The organism is Mesorhizobium sp. WSM4828, assembly GCF_055811175.1.
Genome location: NZ_JBVVQK010000010.1, coordinates 54,763 through 74,079, shown reverse-complemented (window position 1 = coordinate 74,079; position 19,317 = coordinate 54,763). Strand labels below are relative to the sequence as shown.

Here is a 19,317-nt window from a genome sequence, read left to right as displayed (position 1 = left end):
TGCGAAACTATAAACCGGCGTTTCGGCGCCAGCGACGCTCCCAGAACTCCCGGCACAGCAGTCCCGCATAGGCAGTGTTCGTGTCGTAGTAGCGGCGCCACAAGCGTCGCGGCTCCTGGACGACGCGGAACAGCCACTCCAGTCCGGCCGCTTGTATCAGCTTCGGCGCACGGGCAACCTTGCCGCCATAGACGTCGAAACTGCCGCCCACGCCCATCACGAAGCTTGAGGCGAGTTCATCGCGGTAGCGTTTGAGAAAGCGTTCCTTGCGCGGTGTCGGCATGGCCACCAGCAGGCAGTCGGCATCCGAGGCGTTGATCGCCGCGACGATTCCGGCCTCGTCCTCCGGCTTGAAATAGCCGTTGCGCATTCCCGCTATGCAGAGGCTCGGATGGTCCCTGGCAAGTCTCGATACAACCGCGTCGAGAACGTGCTGTTCGGCCCCCAGCAGATACGGCCTGAATCCACGCTTCGCGCAGAGGCTCAGCAGATTGATCATGATGTCGACGCCCGCCACCCGCTCGGGCAGCGCGACGCCGCACAGACGTGCACCCCAAAGCACGCCAATGCCGTCGACATTGACCACGTCCGCCCCGGCCACGTCCTCGCGCAATTCGGCATTCTGGCGCATGGTCACCAGCTTGGCGACGTTCACGACCACATGATGCAGCGGCCGTCGCAGCGTCATCGCCTCGTCGGCGATAGCCAGCGTCTCTGCCATAGTCAGCGCATGGATAGGTGCGCCAAGGAACTCCCGGCGCCGTGACGCCAATAGGGTATGCTGCGCCCATGCCGGGGCGTGCGCGTTCATGCAGCCTGCTCCCTTGCAAGCGTCACTTGTGCGACCTCTGGTTTCTTGCCTTCGATGCGGGCGTCGGGCTTGCGTGCCTTGCGCCACGTCCACAGACCCCGCGTATCGACGAGCTTCTTGTCCTTGAGCGCTTCGGGGTCGACCAGATTGAATTGCCGATGATCGACCAGGAGGACGACGATATCGGACCTGTCGATGGCCGAAAGTGCGTCGGTGAACACGATGCCCCTGCCCTCGAGCTCATGCGGCAGCGAATTTGTGTTGGGTTCAGCCGCAATGATCTTCACATTGGGGATATCGGACAGAAGCTTCACCACCTCGACGGCCGGGCTCTCGCGCAAGTCGTCGATGTTGGCTTTGAAGCTGAGGCCAAGACAGGCGATCGTCTGTTTGCGGGAGGGGTCGAGCAAGGCCTCGATATCCCTGACCACCGACATGGGCCGCTCGGAATTGATCCGGCGTGCCGAAGCCATCAGCCGCGTGCTGTTGGGTGCGGCGTCGATAATAAAATATGGATCGACCGCAATGCAGTGACCGCCAACGCCCGGGCTCGGCTGGAGGATGTTCACGCGAGGGTGTCGATTGGCGAGATCGATCACTTCCCATACATTGAGCGACAGGTCCTGACACACGGCGGCAAGCTCGTTGGCAAAGGCGATGTTGACGTCGCGGAACGCGTTCTCCGTCAGTTTCACCAGCTCGGCACTTTCGGCCGTTGTCATGAACAGGTCGCCGGTGACGAAGGTCGAATAGAGTGCCGCGGTCCGTTCGGACGATTTGCGGGACAATCCGCCGATCGAGCGATCGTTGTTGATCAGCTCGGTCAGCACCTTTCCCGGCAGCACGCGCTCGGGCGAATAGGCGACCAGCACATCGGCGTCTTCGCCATGCTGGACAGGAAATTTGAGATCAGGCCGCAGCTCGGCAAGCAGCCCGGTCATGATACGCGTAGTTCCCACCGGCGATGTCGATTCCAACACCACAAGGTCTCCCCGCTTCAGCACCGGGGCGATGCTTCGTGCCGCCGCGAGCACGTAGGTCACGTCCGGCTTATGGTCGTGGGTCATCGGGGTCGGCACGGCGATGATATAGGCGTCCGCCGGCTGTGGCGTGCTGTAGGCCATGAGCTTGCCGTTCGCCACGACCTTCTGGATCAGGCCGTCGAGGTCCGGCTCGACGATGTGGATTTCACCGCGGTTGACCTTCTCGACCACCGCTCCGTTGACATCGACGCCAATGACATTGAGCCCGCGGCTGGCGAAAATGGCGCAGGTCGGCAGGCCGATATAGCCCATGCCGATTACGGAAACGGTCTTGATTTCAGCCATGATGCAGCAGTTCCTCAACAATCCGGTTACTGGCCCGGCCATCGCCATATGGGTTGTGTCGTTCCGCCATGCCGCGATAGGCAGCCTGATCGTCGAGCAGGCGATTGGCGTTGAACAGGATTTTCTCGACATCGGTGCCGACAAGACGGGCGGTGCCGGCCACGACCCCCTCGGGTCGCTCGGTATTTTCGCGCATCACCAGCACCGGCTTGCCGAGCGACGGCGCTTCTTCCTGCACGCCGCCGCTATCGGTAAGCACCAGATAGCTCTGCTTCTGCAGGTACAGGAAGGGCAGATAGTCCTGCGGCTCGACCAGATGGATGTTCGGCACGCCTTCCAGCTCTGCGTTGACCACCGAGCGCACATTGGGGTTTGGATGGACAGGGTAGACGATCTGCACGTCTCCGCGCGCCGCCAATCCCTTCAACGCCGTACAGATGCGCTGGATACCGCCGTCGAAATTCTCGCGGCGATGGCCGGTGACGAGGATCATTTTCTTGGAAGGATCGAGGAACGGGAAGCGGGCAGCGAGCTTCGCGTTCATCAGCCTGTCGGCATCGATCGCGCTTGAAAAGTGCAACAGCGTGTCGATCACCGTGTTACCGGTCACGAAGATGGTGCTTTCGGCCTTTCCTTCGGCGATGAGGTTGTCGCGAGCCTGAACGGTCGGCGCAAAATGCCAGGTGGCGATGTCGCCGGCAATCTTGCGGTTCAGTTCTTCAGGAAACGGCGAGTTGATGTTGTGGCTGCGCAATCCTGCTTCGACATGAGCGACCGGGATACGCTTGTAGAAGGCAGCCAGAGCCGCGGCCATTGCCGTGGTGGTGTCGCCCTGTACCATGACGATATCGGGCTTCGCCTTGTCCAGCACCTCGGCCATGCCCAGGAGCACGCGCGAGGTCACATCGAACAGCGACTGGCCGGGTTGCATGATGTTGAGATCGTGATGCACAGGCAGGCCGGTCAGCTCGACAACCTGGTCGACCATTTCACGATGCTGGGCGGTGATGCATATTTCGGTGATGAAGCCTGGATGAGCAAGGGCCGCACGCGCCACTGGAAAGCATTTGAGTGCCTCCGGCCTCGTGCCGAACACGATCAGCAGTTTCTGCCTGGACGGCAGTTTTGGACGTGAAAGGACGTTCATTGCTGATCCTGGTCGCCTGCAGCCTTCGGGACATGCCGACTATTGCCCGCAAGAGCCATAATAGCGCCGGGAAGCGCCTTCGTGATCTCAATTCTTAATATATGATTAATAACCAAGGCCGCGTTCTCCCGGCTTAACTCTTGTGAAAGGTTGGGCTGACAAGTGTTCTATGGCAGTAGTCTTGAAAAAGAATATATTGGATTGGCTAATATTTTAATCATCGGCCACGCCGACGCATCCCGGCGCTGGGAAAATGAGCTTCTGGCGCGGTTGAGTGTGGCTGGACATGCGGTTTCGAGTTGCCGCGCGCCGGCGCCTGAACCCAATGCGCGCATGATGGATAATGTGCTGGCGCTCGAGGGCCGGCGCTTCGGCCCCTCATTGGCGAGCCGTTCCGAGCCGTTGCCGTCCGGCGACACCGGCCCAGTCGATCTTATAGTCGATCTCACCGCTACCGCCGCACGACGGGGCACGCCTGTCCTGACGCTCGAATTTTGCGGCCACAGCAGCCTTGCCGCGGGCATGACCGAGATGCTGGCGAGCGGGCGTTTGCCAGAACTCACCGCGCGCCTCGACGGCGTTGCCGTCGCCAGGGCGCGGCCGATGATCAGCGATCGGCTCTGGCTGTCCCGAACCAGCAACGACCTGCTCGCCGGCGCCATCTCCCTGATTGCCCAATGTGTCGCCCGATTCTCCACGGGCAAACTTGCGCCGATTGCCGAGAGCCCGGCGCCGCCCCTGCAGAAAGGCGGATTTATCAGGTACTATCTGCCCTTTTTCGGCAGGGGGTTGGTCGACCGCGCCGTGCAAAAACTGCGACGTGGCCGGCGCCCCTTCTATTGGCAGGTTGCTTACCGGCTGATCGATGGTCCAGGCGTCGCCGAAACCGGACAGCTGGATGGCAAGCCCTTCACCGTGCTTGCCGATGACGGACAGCGATTCTACGCCGATCCGTTCGTTCTCGAACGCGATGGCCGCCACTATCTTTTTGTCGAGGAGTTTCCTTACGCCACCGGCCGCGGGGTGATTTCTGTCGCGGAACTTGGCACCGACGGCACTTTCGGCGTCCCGAAAATGGTGCTGGAGGAAGCGCATCACCTGTCATATCCGCAGGTGTTCGCTCACTCCGGTGAGATATTCATGATCCCTGAAAGCGCTACGGCGCGCGAACTGGTGCTCTACCGTGCCGTGCAGTTTCCGGATCGCTGGGTACGCGATACGGTGCTGATCGCGGACAGGGACTTCAACGACGCCACGCTGCTCGAATCCGACGGCCGCTTCTGGCTGTTGGGGACTGAGCGGTTCGGTCACGGTAGCGCGTCCGACACAATGGCCGTCTATTCCGCCCCGGCATTGCGTGGGCCGTGGGCTGCGCACGCGCTCAATCCGGTCGCCGTCGATCACTCGGCCACTCGGCCTGGCGGCGCCTTTATCCGCCGGGAGGGCTCGCTGCTGCCGGTGCAAAACGGCTCGAGAGCCTATGGTGGCGGCCTCGGCTTGATGCGGCTGGATCGGCTTGACGATTTCGACGTCCGTTTCGAACTGCCCCGCCCAATCGACCCCGGGCCGGCATGGGCTCGGTCCGGCATTCACACGCTCAACCGCGCGGGCCGTGTCGAGGTCGTGGACAGCGCCGGCTGAGCGGATCCGAGGCCCGTGCTTAACGGATCTCAGTCGGCTTCAATGCAGCGACCGAAGACTGGTCCCTGTAGGCAAGCAGCAACACCACGATGATCGTCATGTCCGGCGTTTTTGACGAAAGCGCGTTGTTCGACAGCGCGGCAAGCAAGAACGTTATGGTGCCGATCCATGCGGGCAGCGGCGCCCCGCGCAGCAGCCGGAAGACAAACCAGAATATCAGCGCTGTAAACAGCAGGGCTATGGGCAGGCCGAAGAGCAAGATAATTACCACAGGCGCGCTTTCGATGTAGGGCAGATGCAGCTTCTGCCTGACGATCGCCAGCAGGTCGTCAACGTTCATGCCGAACAGGATGTCGTTCCAGCTGACCAGTCCGAATACCTGGTAAATGGTCACCCGGGCCATGAAGTTTTCGTCGAAGATGGTGTTGCTGAACCGATTCAGCAGACCGCCCGCAAACAGTACAGCTACGAGCACCGCGCCACCGGCGACGGTGAACATCAGTACGAAAAATTTGGCCTGCCGCTCGTATTTGAGCGATAGGCCTGGCCAGGGCACGAACAGTAGCAGAATGAGAATTTCCGCCGTGGCGAGCATCAGCGCAGCGCGAGCGCCTGACGCAGCGCAACCGATGAACAACAGGAAGATCGCCATCACCCGCATCCAGATGCGCCAGTGCGTCAGCGGCACGAATCCAATGCTTGTGGCGCAGAGCGCGCCCAGTGCCAGCGGATGGGACGACAGGCCAGTTGGCCTGAATTGCAGTTCGTTCAAGCCATAGGGCAACAACCGATGTTGAGTCACCGCCTCGATGGTGCCGATGACAGCGCTCAGGACCGCCATTCCAAGCACGACGTCTCCCAACGCCCGCCGCACCTCTGCATTCAATGCCAGCATCAACAGGCCTGTGGCGCCGGCCACCAGATAGGTATCGATGATGAAGCCGGAGGAGCCCGCACGGCCGGTAACGAACAGATAAGGCACCAGCGCGAACATCAGCACCGAATAGCGGATCAACGCCTTGAATATTCCAATTTCATCGCCGTGCAGCAGAAACGGTCGGCTGAAAAGAACGATAGGAAGCAGCAGGATGATCGCATAGGTGCCGAAATGCAGCTTTTCGTAGAACGAGCCTCCCTGGGCCGTATAGTCGACGACCATGTTCATCACCTGCGGCGACACCGTAAAGCGAAGCAGGAGCGCGAACGCCGCGCACAGGAAAAACAGCAGCGACAGCGCGTTCTGACGGCGCGCTCGACTGGACAACACTCGTTCCGAAGCGGCAGCGGGATAGCTCATGGCCCATCCAAATGGCGATATTCGAACGGCATTCTGGGCAACGAAATCCCTTCAACGTCCGCCGGACGGACGGGGTGTATGAACAGTAAAATGGGCCAACTTGGAAAATAAGATGTTAACGATGTTTCTGTAGAGCAGGCCAAGCGTAATGATTTAACAAGGGTTGTCACCATGTCTGCCGGTTCCGGCACACCCCCTATCTCCGCGACGGCTTCCAACAACAGTGCATTCGAGCGTATCGCCAATGCACGGCGCAGGGCATTGCTGCAACAGCATGGCCCAGTCGCGGCGCTAAGCTCCGCGCCGGTGACGCCGCAACCTCCAGAGCCTGTCGCGACTGTGACCCTGGACAAGATCGGCGATTTCCTCGAGCTCGATTTTCGACGCCTGTTCGTCTGGCTGCGGGCCGGCCTCGCCCTGGCCTTCATGCTGGCGGTAATCGGGGGCATTGTCGGTGGCGCGTATGCATTGCTGAGCAAGCAGCGTTACACCGTCACGACCGAGGTTCTCATCAACCCATCCAATTTGCAGGTTGTGGAAAACGACCTCTACTCGCAACCGGGCCAGGTCGACAGCCAACTGCTCAGCACGCGCAGCAAGCAGCGCATCCTGACCTCGGGCAACGTGCTTTCCCGTGTGGTGGACGAACTGAATCTGACTCACGATCCGGAGTTTTTCGATCCGGACCGGAGCACATCCTCATCTGGCGCTGTGGCGAAGCCCGACCCGAGGCTTATCGCCTTGAAGAACCTGGCGGACCGGGTAGACGCGATCGCGGACCCGACATCGTTTGTCACAACCCTCTCGGTATCTGCGGAAACCACCGCCAAGGCGATCCTGATCTCGCAGGCCATAGTCAAAAACTTCCAGGAAGAACTGGCCAAGGCCGAAGCTGCCGGCGCCAGCCGTGCCGCGGCTGCCCTTGACAGCCGGCTTGGCCAACTCAAGAGCGACGTGCAGACTGCCGAAGAGAAGGTCGAGAGCTACAGGCGCAGCCACAACCTGTCGTCCAGCAATGGCCAGCTCGTCAGTTCGCAGACGCTGACGCAGCTCAACGGCGAAATCGTCGATGCGCAATCGCGCGTAATCGCCGCACAGGCAAGCTACGACGCCCTGGTTGCCTCCGGTATCAATGGGGCCAATCCCGACCCCACGGTTTCGGAAGCGCTCGCGGCGCTACGCGACAAGTCAAACGGCCTGCGGCAGCAGATCGACTCACAGTCGATGACCTTCGGCCCGCGTCACCCGACGATTGTCAGGCTCAGGACAGAACTCGAGACCGTCAACTCGCAACTCCGGGCCGAGTTCTCTCGCACCGTCGGCACGGCAAAGGCCAGCCTGGACAAGGCCAGGGCCTCGTTGGCTTCTCTCAACGCCAGGATGAACGATCTGAAGAGCAACGTTTTCACCGACAGCGAGTCCGAAGTCGCCCTACGTGAGCTTGAACGCGATGCCGCCTCCAAGAGAGCGGTCTATGAGAGCTTCCTGTCCCGTGCGCGCCAAATCAGCGAGCGCGAGCAGATCGACACCACAAACGTACAGGTGATTTCGACCGCGGTGCCGCCACCAGGGCGCTCATGGCCACCGCGCCCTGCCTTGGTGGCAGGCGCAGGAGCGTTCGCAGGCTTTGCCCTGGGCATGCTGCTGGCCATCGGCATGGGCATCATCCGCGACATGCGCCGGCCGCCGAACCAATCAGGCCTTGCCGCCAGCCGAGCCTGAAGCAAGGCATGGCGAAGCGCATCGTTTTCCACATCGCCAGCCTGAGGGGCGGCGGCGCCGAACGTGTTTTCGTCCTTATGGCAAATGAACTGGCGTCGCGTGGCCACGAGGTCACGCTTTTTACCTGGAACTCGGAAGGCCCTAACGCCGCGCTGCGTTCCGCTGCCGTGCACCTGGTCGACTTCGGCCTTCTCTTGCGCGGCGAGGGTTACGCCAAGTCGGCGACGCTGAAAGGCATCGTGCGGAGCGCAAATTTGTTCCACCGCCTTGATCCCGATGCGGTCTATAGTGCCCCGGAATTCGCCAATTTGGTGATGGCGCTGTCACTCATGTTGGCCAGAAGCCGGGCAAAATTCTTTCCAAGCTTCCACGCCGCCACCTCCCTGCCTGCCAGCGGCCTCGGCGCGAGGCTGGCGATCTGGCTTTCCGCGCTGGTTGCAGCGCGTGCAACCAAAGCCATCGCCGTTTCGGCGGGTGTCGGCCGTGACATCATCGCCCGCGGCTTCCCCGAATCCAAGGTCGTCGTCATCAACAACCCGCTGCCGCCGGCTGAAGCACCGCAGGGGAATTCCTATGCCTGGCAGGCAGCGTTGGCGGCGATGGGCGATGGCCCGGTCATCGCCACCGCCGGACGCCTGGTGCCGGTCAAGGACCACCGGACTTTGCTGCGGGCCTTCGCTGCCCTGCGCGTCGGCCGCCCTGCCCGGCTTGTCATCTTCGGCGAAGGTCCGCTGGCTGCCGAATTGCACGCCTATGCCGAGCAGATCGGCATCGGCGGGGACGTACTCTTTGCCGGCTACGTCAACGATCCCGCAACCTGTTATGCCGCAGCCGATCTGTTCGTCCTTACATCCACCAGCGAAGGCTTTGGCAATGTCTTGGTCGAGGCGATGGCCGCAGGTGTCCCCATAATCTCCACCGATGCTCCGCATGGCCCGCGCGAAATACTCGGTGACGGCCGTTTCGGCACCTTGGTGCCGGTCGGTGACGGCGCAGCCCTGGCGGAGGCGATGGCCGAGATGCTGGACCATCCCACCCCTGCTGCCGTGCTGAAAAAAAGGGCGGTGGATTTCACAGTCGATAAGATCGGCGATCGGTACGAAGCGTTGCTCTGATTGTCGCGCACTGCCAGCACATCGGCGTTGGATGCGATCGACGTGGTCGGGTTTTGATCGCCGTAATCTCTTCACGGGCTGGAGCGCGACGAATTCATCGTGAGGCGTTCCCTCGTTCCTTGAGTTGTTGGGCGAAGAAATCCTTGACCGAATCGAGAACCGCGTCCCGTTCGTGAGATACGCCTGGCAGCAAATCGAAGCGCACGCGCGCACCCGCCTCCTCGAACGATCGACACAATGCCATGAGGCGTTCCGGCCGTGTTAGCCCCGCATCGTTGGCGCCCGGCATCCAATGGGTGCTGCCTTGGACATGAGTGATTTCCCAAGTCTCCAGGTCAGCGTCGCCGACGATCATCTGGACAGGCACTTTTGCCAGCGCTACGGCATCGAAGGTGATGCCGAACTTCTCCGGCAGATCGCGAATGCCCACCCACCAGTCATGCGTCGGATCGAGCAAGGTCACCGAGCCTGGCGCGCCGATTGAGGCCGCCCAGAGCCTGTCGGGATGCAGGATAGCAAAACGATGCGTGAAATGCCCGCCGCCGGAAAATCCGAACATGGCAAAACGGCTCCAATCCTGACTGTATTTGGCGCTGACCTCCTCAATCATCGCGAGCAGCACCTGATCGTAGCGTATGTTGCCCTCGAGCATATATTTGTACCCGCTGCGGGCATCATCGCCGAGAACGCCGATGGGAAACAGCGGACACAAAACGGCGCAGCCGTTCCAGCGTCCGAACTCGGAAAACGCGTCGCGGAATCCAAGAAAAGAGGTGCGGCCGGTGCCATGGATGGCGGCCATCAGATCGACTTTGGCGCCTTCCCCAACCGCGGGAGGCACATACAGGCAATAGTGAAAGCGCGGGTCTGATTTGGAAGCAAAGATGGCGGTCGCGCCAAGGTCATAGGTAGCGCGACCGCGATCCGCGACAGGCCCCCTGGCAACGCTTGTCAAATCGATAACTCCTTAATAGGCGCGGCATTCCGGCAACAATATACCGGTCGGCCGACCTCGTGAACTGGAGACGCCTCCAGGCAGCCGCGAGGAGGACCTCGTCGTGCATCGGAAGCAGGGCGCCCGGCGGGACGATCGGAGGCAAAAAGAATGCCTCCGCCAACGCCTCGGGAAGCCGCCATTAACTTTTCGTTAACCATGCCGGGCTAGCCTTAACCAATCAGTAAGGACTCGCCTCTGTGACCTGCGTCGCTCCCATCCAAAACAAGTCCATACGCTTTCGAGCGCGCTCGTTTGTAGCCTTCACCCTCACCCCTGAGGCCCCGCTAGGGGAATGGCTGCAAAGCCTCGATCACTGGACCGAAAACTCTCCCGGCTTCTTTGCCGGCCGTCCGGTCGTGCTCGATCTGAGTATGCTCAAGCCCGAAGTGGGCGAGATGCGGGATCTGGTCTTACAGCTCGCGGAGCGCGGGATTCGCATTTACGCGATCGAGGCCGATGGCAATGTTGCTCTCGATGCCGATCTGCCGCCGCTCCTCGTTGGCGCCAAGGAGGCCACCGCTGATGCGCTTTACGTGCAGCCTGACCCGAAGGCCGCCGCTGAGGCCAAGACGGAAGAGCCGCAGGCGCCGAACTCATTGATGATCAAGGCACCGATCCGCTCCGGCCAGTCGATCTTTCACCCAGATGGCGATGTGGTCATTGTCGGCTCCGTCAGTTCCGGATCCGAGATCATCGCCGGAGGATCGATCCATGTCTACGGCACGCTGCGTGGACGTGCGTTCGCCGGCGCTACGGGAAATTCCGCGGCTCGTATCTTTTGCCGGAAAAACGAAGCCGAACTTCTGGCGGTGGACGGCTGGTACCGCACCGCCGAGGAAATGGACGCCTCCTCGCGAGGAAGGCCGGTACAGGCCTTTCTCGAGGACGGCGCACTTTGCGTCGCACCGCTCAACTAACAACATTGGAGGCACAAATATGGGCAAGGTAGTGGTTGTCACATCCGGCAAGGGGGGTGTCGGCAAGACGACCTCGACGGCCGCTCTCGGCGCCGCGGTCGCGAAAACCGGCAAGCGGGTGGCCCTCGTCGACTTCGATGTCGGCCTGCGCAACCTCGATCTGATCATGGGTGCCGAGCGGCGCGTTGTTTTCGATATCGTCAACGTCATTCAGGGAACCGCCAAGCTTTCGCAGGCGCTGATCCGTGACAAGCGGCTCGAAACGCTGTTCCTGCTGCCGGCCTCGCAAACGCGCGACAAGGATGCCCTCACCGAGGACGGTGTCGCCGATGTCATCGACAAGCTGCGCTCGGTTTTCGACTACGTCTTCTGCGATAGCCCAGCCGGCATAGAGCGGGGCGCGCAACTTGCCATGCGCTTTGCCGACGAGGCGGTAATCGTTACCAACCCGGAAGTGAGCTCGGTCCGCGATTCCGATCGCATCATCGGCCTGCTCGACTCCAGGACGATGAAAGCCGAGCAAGGTGAATTGATTGCCAAACACGTCCTCGTCACGCGCTATGATGCAGCGCGCGCGGCCCGCGGCGAGATGCTCAGCATCGATGACGTGCTCGAGATCCTGTCCACGCCTCTGCTGGGAATAATTCCCGAGAGCCAGGACGTGCTGCGCGCATCCAATGTGGGCGCGCCGGTTACGCTCAGCGAAAACACCAACCCCGCCGCACGCGCCTATATCGACGCGGCAAGAAGACTTGAGGGCGAGGACCTGCCGGTCATTCTGCCTTTCGAGCGGAGGGGCCTTCTCGACCGGCTGTTGGGAAGGAGGGCAGCATGAACCTGCTCGATATCTTCAAGCGCCGCGGCAGCGCGCCGGTGGCGCGCGAACGCTTGCAACTGCTGTTGGCTTACGAGCGTCGAAGCCGCAACCAGCCCGATCTCGTCTCCGTGTTGCGCGAGGAGATCATGGCGGTGATCGCCCGGCATGTTCAGGTCGATCAGGATTTCCTGCAGGTGAGCATGGATCACGGCGAGACGACATCGAGATTGGAGATCGACATCCAGATCCCCAACAAGGTCGCAATGCCCATGGCCGCGGCGTTCTAATGGAACCCTCCAGGCAGGGCTTGCGTCGGCTGCTGCCGAGGTTGCGGTGCCGTGGTTGGCGTGTTTGACCCGGTTGCCACCGGCAAGTCTCGCAATTCGAGGACAATAATCACTGCCTCACCAAAACCCCGCGGCCGTTTCCAGCCGCGGGGCGCCTTGGGAGGGCCTTTCGAAACCCGTGATCAGATGTTGGCGAGCAATTCGTTGACGCGGCTTTCCATGTCGGCAAGGGCGGTGTCGACGTCCTTCTGGCCACTGATTGCTGCACTCATCTCTTCGCCGATGATGTCCTGGATCGCAAACTGACGCTGTACGGCGGACGGCAGCGGCTTGCCGAGGTCGGCGACCGCAGAGATCGTGTTGCGATGCGGCAGGGCCTCGAAGGCCTCCGAGGTGATGACGGCCTTATAGGCCGGCAAGTGGCCGGTGCGCGACCATTCGAAGTCGTTGTCGGCGAAGAACTTCAGGAATTTGCCGATGGCCGCGATCTGTTCAGGCGTGCGGTCTTTCTGCGAAACGGCCCAGGTGTGGCCGTCGGCATATTGCGCGTGGGTGCCGCCAAACAGCTGCGGATACGGATAGACCGCATAGCCGCCCTTGTTGAGCGCCGTACCCTTGGTCTCGGACTGAGCGTTGTAATCGCCGACCACCCAGGTGCCGTTGAGGTGGACGCCACCCTCGCCGGCAAGGAAGGCGTTGATCGAGCCGCCATAGTCGAGATCCTTGGTGGTGTAACCCTTCTCGAAGATCGCCTTGTACATCTCGACGACCTTCTTGGCTTCCGGCGTATTCAACTTCACATGTTTCGGATCGGCGAAGAAATCGGAATCCTGCTGGAAAAGATAGGTGTAGAGGTTGCGTGTGTAGAGTGCAGTCTCATTGGCCAGGTTTTGGACGAAATAAGGCTTGCCCGTCTTCTGCTTGAACTGTTCGGCCTGGGCGAGCAGTTCCTCGGGCGACTTTGGAAAGATCGGCGTGCCGTCGGCATTGACCAGGCCGGCTTGTTTGAAAAGATCCATGTTGATGTGATAGAGCATCGTCCAGCTGTCGATCGGCAGGCCGTAGATCTTGCCGTCTTTGGTGGCGCCATTGCGCGCCGCGTCGGTGAAGGCGTCGGGTGTCACGCCGACCGACTTCAAGAGATCGTCGAGCGGCATCAACAGGCCCTTCGACTGATAATCCGACAGTACGGATTCATGGATCGTGACGATGTCCGGAGCGTCGCCTGAAGCGAACTGCGCGGTCAGCTGATCATAGCCGGGCCATTCCACGGTGGTGACGTTGACGTGGACATCGGGATTGTCGGCGTTGAACTTGTTGATCAGCGAGGTGATGATGCCGCATTCGCCAACGGCCTTGGTGGGATCGGTGTTGGTGCCGAAATCGGCATCGCAGGCGCCGAAAAAGCGCTGCACGCTCAGTTCCGTGGCGGCGAAGCTTGGAGCTGCGAGCATCATTGCGCCCGCAGAAACTGCGGCAAACAGTATTTTCTTCAGTTTCATATCAGTTCCTCCTACTGAGTTTCCGCCGCTCCACCCTGGATTGGCTTTCGTGCTTCAATCGCTACGCATTCCCCCCGGCCGTCAGGCAGTCTTCGTTATCTCACCGCAGCACCGGAGACCGCCGTGACGATGTATTTCTGGAAGAACAGGTAGACGATCAGGATCGGTGCACCGGCGAACACCGCCTGCGCCATCAGGAAGCCGATGCCTTCGGACTGGGCGAAGTTGGTCTGGGTCGAGGCCATGCCCACCGTCAGCGTGAACATGTCCTTCCTCGTCGCCGAAATCAGCGGCCAGAAGTACTCGTTCCAGGCGCCGAGAAAGGTGAAGATGCCGAGCGTCGCCTGCGCAGGCAGCGTGAGCGGCAGAAGCACCTTCCAGAAAATCCTGAGCCGGCTGGCGTTATCGAGCATGGCGGCTTCGTCCAGCTCCTTCGGGATGGCCTTGAAATACTGGGTCATCAAGAAGACGCCGAACGGAGCCGAAAGGCCCGGCAGGATGAGCCCTTGATAGGTGTTGTGGAATTTCAGCATGCTGAAGATCTGGTGACGGGCGACGAGCACGGCCTGCTCCGGGACCGCCAGGCCGAACAGCACAATCACGAACAGCACGTCTCGGCCGGGGAAATTCAGCCGTGCAAAGCCGTAGCCGGCGAGCGACGACAGGATCAACGTGCCGAGCGTCAATCCGCCCGAGACGATGATGCTGTTGCGCACCCAGATGAACACCGACGAGGTGCCGACGGTATTGATGTAGTTCTTCAGCGTATAAGGCGCGTGAAACACCGAATTCGGATCGGCCATCAGCTCGGCATTGTCCTTGAGCGACAGGCCGATGACCCACAGAACCGGCGCGATCATGACGATCGAAAGCAGGATGACGAGGGCTAATAGCACGTGGTCGCCAAATGCCCGTCCCTTGATGGAAGTGGCTGGAGCGCTCATGCCTGGTCTCCCCTGCTGCGTGTCACCAGGTACTGGGCCATGGCCGCGATCAGGATGAGGATGAACAGGATTTCCGATGCAGCGGCACCCAGGCCGAGATCCCAGCGACGGAATGCGGTATCGTAGATGTAGAGCACGATCGGCTTGGTCAGGTTGTTCGGACCGCCGCGCGTCATCAGCCAGGCCTGGCCGAACAGCTGGAATTGCAGCACGATCTGAATGATGATCACCAGGATGAAGGTCCGCTTGATCGACGGCAGCGTGATCGAGCGTAGCGTCTGCCAGCGATTGGCATTGTCCAGCGCTGCCGCCTCGTAAATGTCCTGCGGAATCTGCTGGAGCGCCGAGAGAAAGAGCATCATCGGCAGGCCGATGCACCACCAGATGGTGGCAATGGCGATGCCGATCATCGCCAGGCTGGGATCGGAAATGAAGGCCGGTGCGGTCGCGCCGAACCATCCGTAGATCGTCGACAACAGGCCGACATTTGGAATGAAGACGATGCGCCAGATCAGCGTGACGATGGTGACCGACAGCACCGACGAGGAAAAGAACAGCGTCCGCAAAACCGCGGCAGTGCGCGTGCGGCGGTTGAGGCAAAGCGCCAGGAAAAGGCCGATCAGCGCCAGCGTCGGTACCGTCAGAAGCACGAAATAGAAGGTGTTCCAGATCGATTGCAGGAAAACCTTGTCGTGATACAGCCTGGCGTAATTGCCGAGACCGACAAAATTTCCGGACGAGAACGTGTCGGCCTTGTGGAAACTCAGCCACATCCCCCAGAGCAGCGGGAAGAGCAGCAGCGTGGTGAAGAAGAACAAGAATGGCGCAACGAAAATGAAGTTTCGCCATTGCGGCGCATAGATGTCGGCAGTAGGAGCTCCGACGCCGACAGCCAGCGTCGCGGTCGGGGACATCGCCAGCCGGTCAGCCATCTCAGGCCTCCCTCGCATGCCAGGCGCGGCCGGTCTCGTTGAACAGATGCGATTTCTGGCCGTCAAAGGCGAGCCCGATTCTGTCGCCGACGGCGACGCGGCTGTTGCCGGCATCCGAGCCGACGATCTGCTGGCCATCACCCAGCCGCGCGTAGATCAGCGTGCGTTCGCCGAGCCGCTCGAGCACATCGACGACGCCGTCGGCATTGCCCTGCCCGGCGGCAACGATGCGCACGTCTTCAGAACGGATGCCGAAAGTGTACTTGCCGTCGGTCAATTGGCTGGAGGCAATCTCGGTCTGCACCGAGATGCCGTCCGCAAACCTGGCTGTGGCGTTCTCGCCGGATCTGTCAAGCGTCGCATCGACGAAGTTCATCGCCGGTGCGCCGACGAAACCCGCGACGAATTTGGTCGCCGGGCGCTCGTATATCTCCATCGGGGTACCGATCTGGTCGATCTTGCGATTGTTCATGACGACAATGCGGTCGGCGAGCGTCATTGCCTCGACCTGGTCGTGGGTGACGAAGATCATCGTCGATTGCAGCCGCTGGTGAAGCTGAGCAAGCTCGATGCGGGTTCGGGTGCGCAACGCCGCATCGAGATTGGAGAGCGGCTCGTCGAACAGAAAGGCCTTCGGCTCCTTGACGATCGCACGGCCGATGGCGACGCGCTGGCGCTGACCGCCGGAGAGCTGGCCCGGCTTGCGATCGAGCAGATGCGGCATTTCGAGGATGCGAGCGGCTTCGTTGATGCGCGCCTCGATGACCTTGCCTGGTACGCCGATATTCGCAAGGCCGAAGGCCATGTTGTCGCGCACCGTCATATGCGGATAAAGCGCATAGGACTGGAACACCATCGCAATGCCGCGCTTGCCCGGCGGCAAATGATCGATGCGCTCGTTGTTGATGGCAATCTCGCCGCTATCGACAGCTTCGAGCCCGGCGATCATCCGAAGAAGCGTCGATTTTCCGCAGCCGGACGGGCCCAGGAACACGATGAATTCGCGTGCCCTTATGGAGAGCGACAGATGATCCAGCACGGTCATGGCACCGAACTGCTTGCTCACGTTCCTGATCTCGATATTGGCCGTCACGTCGACGCTCCTCCTCAGCGTTTGCGCTTTCTCGATGATCCGCCTGAACTCAGAGCCTCAGGCGTATGACCTGGTAGGAATAGGCCGGCAGCGACAGGCTCAGCTTGCCGCCGGCGAGCGAGGCGCCCTCACCCTTCCTGGGGCTGACATTGCCAGGGTTTTCGGCCGAATTGACGGCTTTCAGATCGGCGTGTGCCATCACCCGGTGATCGACGATCTCCGCCGCGCCGAAGCCGGTGAGATCGACCACTGTTTCGATTGCCTCGCTCGAATGGCGGTTGACGGCGAAGAACGTGACGTGGCCGGTTTGCCTGTCGTGCACGCCGGCAACATCGACATAGGCGACCTCGCCCGCAACGGTGGATTTGTAGGTCGGGCTTTCCACCTTGAGATCCAGCGCGTTGCCGCGGCCATAGTTAGAAGCAAACAGATAGGGATAAAAAATCGTCTGCCGCCATGCCGGGCCATTCGGAACGGTCATGATCGGCGCGATGACATTGACCAGTTGTGCCAGGCAGGCGATCTTGACGACATCGGAACGGCGGATGAAGGTGTTGAGGATCAGGCCGACCTGCAGCACATCCTCGAAATTATAGATGTCTTCGAGCAACGGCGGGGCGAACGGCCAACCGTCGCTGCCGCCGAGTATCTTCCTGTCCTGCTCCTTGGAATGGTACCAGACGTTCCATTCGTCGAACGAGATGTAGACCTGCTTGTTGGAGCGCTTCTTGGCCTTGATATACTCGATGACGCCGGCGACCGAGACAATGTAGTCGTCGAGCTTTTCGCTCATGGCGAGATAGTTCGGAGCATCGTTGGCTTCGTTGTCGAAATACATGTGCAGCGAGATGTAGTCGACCTCGTTGTAGGTGTGGTCGAGAACCGTCGCTTCCCATTCAGGGTAGGTGGGCATCTTGGCATTCGAAGATCCGCAGACCACCAGCTCGAGTGACTTGGAGAAGGCGCGCATGGCCTTGGCCGTCTCATGCGCCAGGCGGCCATACTCGTCCGCGGTCTTGTGGCCGATCTGCCAGGGGCCATCCATTTCATTGCCGAGGCACCAGAGCTTGACGTCGAAGGGCTCCTTGCGGCCGTTGGCGATGCGCCTGTCGCTCCATTTGCTGCCGCCGGGATGGTTGGCGTACTCCAGCAGGTTGCGGGCTTCGTCTAGGCCGCGCGAGCCGAGATTGACGGCAAGCATCATCTCGGTGTTGGCGGAGGTGCACCAATCGGCAAATTCATGCAGGCCGACTTCGTTGCTTTCCGATGTGTGCCAGGCGAGATCGAGGCGGACTGGGCGCTGTTCCTTGGGGCCAATGCCGTCTTCCCAATTGTAGGCGGAGACGAAATTGCCGCCGGGATAGCGGACGATCGGAACATTGAGTTCCCTGACGAGATCGATGACGTCCTGCCTCATGCCGTTGGCATCCGCTGTCGGATGGCCGGGCTCGTAGATGCCGGTGTAAACTGCTCGCCCCAGATGCTCGATGAAGGATCCGTAGAGCCTCGGATCGATTTCCGAGACAACATAATGCGGATGAGCCGTAACGGCTGCCTTCATGCATTCCTCCCATCGATATCACAAACGATGATTTAAATCATCTTGCCCGATATCAAAGCGGGATTGGCAGCCCTTCGTCAAGCCAAAATACCCAAATGTAGGACAATTAGACGAACGCTTTGGCACGGTAGAAAGCCAGCTATTTGAAATTGCTGCGTTATCTTCAGAACCCGGTTTCATGATATCAACCAGTTTTGATCCTGAGCAGGATGTCCTGATCGTAATTTCCAAAGCCCTTGCCGAAAATGTTGATCCCGCCGGGGCGCTTGGCGTCATCCTTGACGCCGATACGGACGCGGATTGAATGATGGCTCTTCAGATCGAGTGCGGCGAGGCCGGTTTCGGAAATCCTGAGGCCGTCGACATAGGTGCCGTCATTGGCAATTCGCCAGTTCTTCAGCTTGCCGTATTGCGAGCCCTTGAGCTTCCACCATGAGGGCGTGAAGACGCCGCGCTTGTCGCCGAAATCCCCTGGCGACGTCCAGGTGCCGACATCGACGCCATTGATCGTCAGCGTGATGTCCGAGGGCCAATCGGCGCTGGTGCCCGGCACTTCCGAGGACAGCTCTATCGCCACTTCGAGTCCGGTGATCTCGGCATTGGCGAGCTTGGCATTGTTGGGGAACTGGTATTCGACAAAACCGCGCGTGAACCATAGCAGACCGGCTTTCATGCGGTCCGGATCGAGGAAAGTGTTGGGAACATCTAGCAGGCCGATGATGCCGTCCGGCGAGCAAAGGCCGCAAGGTGCGGTGACCTCGAAGCCGGTATAAAGCCCGATCGGCATCGACACTTCGATCGCGTCGTTCTTGACCGCACGATATTCGCTCTTGAACACGACGAGCACTTCTTCGGCCGTCGGATAACAGATTTTCTGACTGCCTTTCTTCGCTTTCAGGTTCTCGGTGCGGATCAGCCCCGCATCCTCCAGCACCTGGATGTTGGTCGAGACGGTCGACTGCGGCAGCGACAGCACGGCGGCGATTTCGTTGACATTCATCGGCCCCTTTTCATGCAGCAGTTTCAGCATCGAGATGCGCGCCGAGGAGGCAAGCCCCTTGAGCACGGCAATGCCTTCCTCAGGTTCAATCACCAGAAAATTGCGACTCATGAAATTGCCCGACCCATGCAAAATCTATATCCGAAATTATCCTGTATATCGGGATATCTGATTTAATCAATGCGCAGGCAGAACGCCGGGCAATT

At 60.5% G+C, this 19,317-nt stretch carries 17 protein-coding genes; 6 read left to right on the top strand and 11 right to left on the bottom strand.

Features of this window, described 5'->3' with window-relative positions; all coding sequences use genetic code 11:
- Positions 1-7: 7 nt before the first annotated feature.
- The 3 genes from AC0L2X_RS13920 to wecB are packed head-to-tail and all read right to left on the bottom strand — an operon-like array spanning position 8 to position 3,286.
- Positions 8-811: a WecB/TagA/CpsF family glycosyltransferase gene (locus AC0L2X_RS13920; RefSeq protein WP_473557953.1), complete on the bottom strand. Its 804-nt coding sequence runs from the start codon at positions 809-811 to the stop codon at positions 8-10.
- Positions 808-2,139: a UDP-N-acetyl-D-mannosamine dehydrogenase gene (gene wecC / locus AC0L2X_RS13915; RefSeq protein ID WP_352489841.1), complete on the bottom strand. Its 1,332-nt coding sequence runs from the start codon at positions 2,137-2,139 to the stop codon at positions 808-810. The genes AC0L2X_RS13920 and wecC overlap by 4 nt, the downstream gene beginning before the upstream one ends.
- Positions 2,132-3,286 carry a non-hydrolyzing UDP-N-acetylglucosamine 2-epimerase gene (gene wecB, locus AC0L2X_RS13910; protein ID WP_352489840.1) on the bottom strand — a complete coding sequence of 385 codons (1,155 nt, stop codon included), beginning with the start codon at positions 3,284-3,286 and terminating at the stop codon, positions 2,132-2,134. The genes wecC and wecB overlap by 8 nt, the downstream gene beginning before the upstream one ends.
- Before the next feature lie 201 nt (positions 3,287-3,487).
- Between wecB and AC0L2X_RS13905 the strand changes: the two genes are divergently transcribed.
- Complete coding sequence (locus AC0L2X_RS13905; protein WP_473557947.1) at positions 3,488-4,927, top strand: glucosamine inositolphosphorylceramide transferase family protein; 1,440 nt, start codon at positions 3,488-3,490, stop codon at positions 4,925-4,927.
- Positions 4,928-4,946: 19 nt separating this feature from the next.
- Here AC0L2X_RS13905 and AC0L2X_RS13900 read toward each other — a convergent pair whose 3' ends face one another.
- The gene (locus tag AC0L2X_RS13900) at positions 4,947-6,224 is read right to left on the bottom strand and encodes a VpsF family polysaccharide biosynthesis protein (RefSeq protein ID WP_352489838.1); all 1,278 of its coding nucleotides are present in this window, start codon (positions 6,222-6,224) and stop codon (positions 4,947-4,949) included.
- Positions 6,225-6,395: 171 nt separating this feature from the next.
- Between AC0L2X_RS13900 and AC0L2X_RS13895 the strand changes: the two genes are divergently transcribed.
- Positions 6,396-7,946, top strand: coding sequence for a GumC family protein (locus tag AC0L2X_RS13895; protein ID WP_473557944.1), 1,551 nt, complete (start codon positions 6,396-6,398; stop codon positions 7,944-7,946).
- Positions 7,947-7,954: 8 nt separating this feature from the next.
- Positions 7,955-9,061 carry a glycosyltransferase gene (locus tag AC0L2X_RS13890; RefSeq protein ID WP_473557942.1) on the top strand — a complete coding sequence of 369 codons (1,107 nt, stop codon included), beginning with the start codon at positions 7,955-7,957 and terminating at the stop codon, positions 9,059-9,061.
- A 94-nt stretch (positions 9,062-9,155) separates the two neighbouring features.
- Here the strand turns inward: AC0L2X_RS13890 and AC0L2X_RS13885 are convergent, their stop codons facing one another.
- Positions 9,156-10,016 (bottom strand): alpha/beta hydrolase, encoded by an 861-nt coding sequence (locus AC0L2X_RS13885; protein ID WP_473557940.1) that lies wholly within the window; start codon positions 10,014-10,016, stop codon positions 9,156-9,158.
- Positions 10,017-10,255: 239 nt separating this feature from the next.
- Between AC0L2X_RS13885 and minC the strand changes: the two genes are divergently transcribed.
- From minC to minE, 3 genes are read left to right on the top strand one after another with little or no spacing between them, the layout of a single operon-like run.
- Positions 10,256-10,975, top strand: coding sequence for a septum site-determining protein MinC (gene minC / locus AC0L2X_RS13880; RefSeq protein ID WP_473557938.1), 720 nt, complete (start codon positions 10,256-10,258; stop codon positions 10,973-10,975).
- 19 nt (positions 10,976-10,994) lie between these two features.
- Positions 10,995-11,810 (top strand): septum site-determining protein MinD, encoded by an 816-nt coding sequence (gene minD / locus AC0L2X_RS13875; RefSeq protein ID WP_473557935.1) that lies wholly within the window; start codon positions 10,995-10,997, stop codon positions 11,808-11,810.
- Positions 11,807-12,079 (top strand): cell division topological specificity factor MinE, encoded by a 273-nt coding sequence (minE, locus tag AC0L2X_RS13870; RefSeq protein WP_023677151.1) that lies wholly within the window; start codon positions 11,807-11,809, stop codon positions 12,077-12,079. The genes minD and minE overlap by 4 nt, the downstream gene beginning before the upstream one ends.
- A 182-nt stretch (positions 12,080-12,261) precedes the next feature.
- Here the strand turns inward: minE and AC0L2X_RS13865 are convergent, their stop codons facing one another.
- The 6 genes from AC0L2X_RS13865 to AC0L2X_RS13840 all read right to left on the bottom strand — a co-directional run bounded on the left by AC0L2X_RS13865 (position 12,262) and on the right by AC0L2X_RS13840 (position 19,222).
- Positions 12,262-13,581, bottom strand: a complete 1,320-nt coding sequence (locus AC0L2X_RS13865; protein WP_473557933.1) for an ABC transporter substrate-binding protein — start codon at positions 13,579-13,581, stop codon at positions 12,262-12,264.
- A gap of 95 nt (positions 13,582-13,676) precedes the next feature.
- Entirely contained in the window at positions 13,677-14,525 is an 849-nt protein-coding gene (locus AC0L2X_RS13860) for a carbohydrate ABC transporter permease (RefSeq protein WP_473557931.1), read from the bottom strand.
- Positions 14,522-15,439 carry a carbohydrate ABC transporter permease gene (locus AC0L2X_RS13855; RefSeq protein WP_473558153.1) on the bottom strand — a complete coding sequence of 306 codons (918 nt, stop codon included), beginning with the start codon at positions 15,437-15,439 and terminating at the stop codon, positions 14,522-14,524. Before AC0L2X_RS13855 ends, AC0L2X_RS13860 begins: the two co-directional genes overlap by 4 nt.
- 19 nt (positions 15,440-15,458) lie before the next feature.
- Positions 15,459-16,550, bottom strand: coding sequence for an ABC transporter ATP-binding protein (locus tag AC0L2X_RS13850; protein ID WP_473557928.1), 1,092 nt, complete (start codon positions 16,548-16,550; stop codon positions 15,459-15,461).
- Between the two features lie 49 nt (positions 16,551-16,599).
- Entirely contained in the window at positions 16,600-18,111 is a 1,512-nt protein-coding gene (gene arfA / locus AC0L2X_RS13845; RefSeq protein ID WP_473557926.1) for an arabinosylfuranosidase ArfA, read from the bottom strand.
- Between the two features lie 184 nt (positions 18,112-18,295).
- A complete protein-coding gene (locus AC0L2X_RS13840; protein ID WP_352455343.1) occupies positions 18,296-19,222 on the bottom strand; it encodes an ArsR/SmtB family transcription factor in 927 nt (308 codons plus the stop codon).
- Between the last annotated feature and the right edge of the window lie 95 nt (positions 19,223-19,317).

What these genes read in the sequence shown, in the direction of transcription:
- wecB (WP_352489840.1), bottom strand. Translation starts at nt 3,286, where the DNA reads ATGAACGTCCTTTCACGTCCAAAACTGCCGTCCAGGCAGAAACTGCTG.
- minE (WP_023677151.1), top strand. Translation starts at nt 11,807, where the DNA reads ATGAACCTGCTCGATATCTTCAAGCGCCGCGGCAGCGCGCCGGTGGCG.
- AC0L2X_RS13900 (WP_352489838.1), bottom strand. Translation starts at nt 6,224, where the DNA reads ATGAGCTATCCCGCTGCCGCTTCGGAACGAGTGTTGTCCAGTCGAGCG.
- AC0L2X_RS13840 (WP_352455343.1), bottom strand. Translation starts at nt 19,222, where the DNA reads ATGAGTCGCAATTTTCTGGTGATTGAACCTGAGGAAGGCATTGCCGTG.
- wecC (WP_352489841.1), bottom strand. Translation starts at nt 2,139, where the DNA reads ATGGCTGAAATCAAGACCGTTTCCGTAATCGGCATGGGCTATATCGGC.
- arfA (WP_473557926.1), bottom strand. Translation starts at nt 18,111, where the DNA reads ATGAAGGCAGCCGTTACGGCTCATCCGCATTATGTTGTCTCGGAAATC.
- AC0L2X_RS13860 (WP_473557931.1), bottom strand. Translation starts at nt 14,525, where the DNA reads ATGAGCGCTCCAGCCACTTCCATCAAGGGACGGGCATTTGGCGACCAC.
- AC0L2X_RS13895 (WP_473557944.1), top strand. Translation starts at nt 6,396, where the DNA reads ATGTCTGCCGGTTCCGGCACACCCCCTATCTCCGCGACGGCTTCCAAC.
- minD (WP_473557935.1), top strand. Translation starts at nt 10,995, where the DNA reads ATGGGCAAGGTAGTGGTTGTCACATCCGGCAAGGGGGGTGTCGGCAAG.
- AC0L2X_RS13865 (WP_473557933.1), bottom strand. Translation starts at nt 13,581, where the DNA reads ATGAAACTGAAGAAAATACTGTTTGCCGCAGTTTCTGCGGGCGCAATG.
- AC0L2X_RS13920 (WP_473557953.1), bottom strand. Translation starts at nt 811, where the DNA reads ATGAACGCGCACGCCCCGGCATGGGCGCAGCATACCCTATTGGCGTCA.
- AC0L2X_RS13890 (WP_473557942.1), top strand. Translation starts at nt 7,955, where the DNA reads ATGGCGAAGCGCATCGTTTTCCACATCGCCAGCCTGAGGGGCGGCGGC.
- AC0L2X_RS13855 (WP_473558153.1), bottom strand. Translation starts at nt 15,439, where the DNA reads ATGTCCCCGACCGCGACGCTGGCTGTCGGCGTCGGAGCTCCTACTGCC.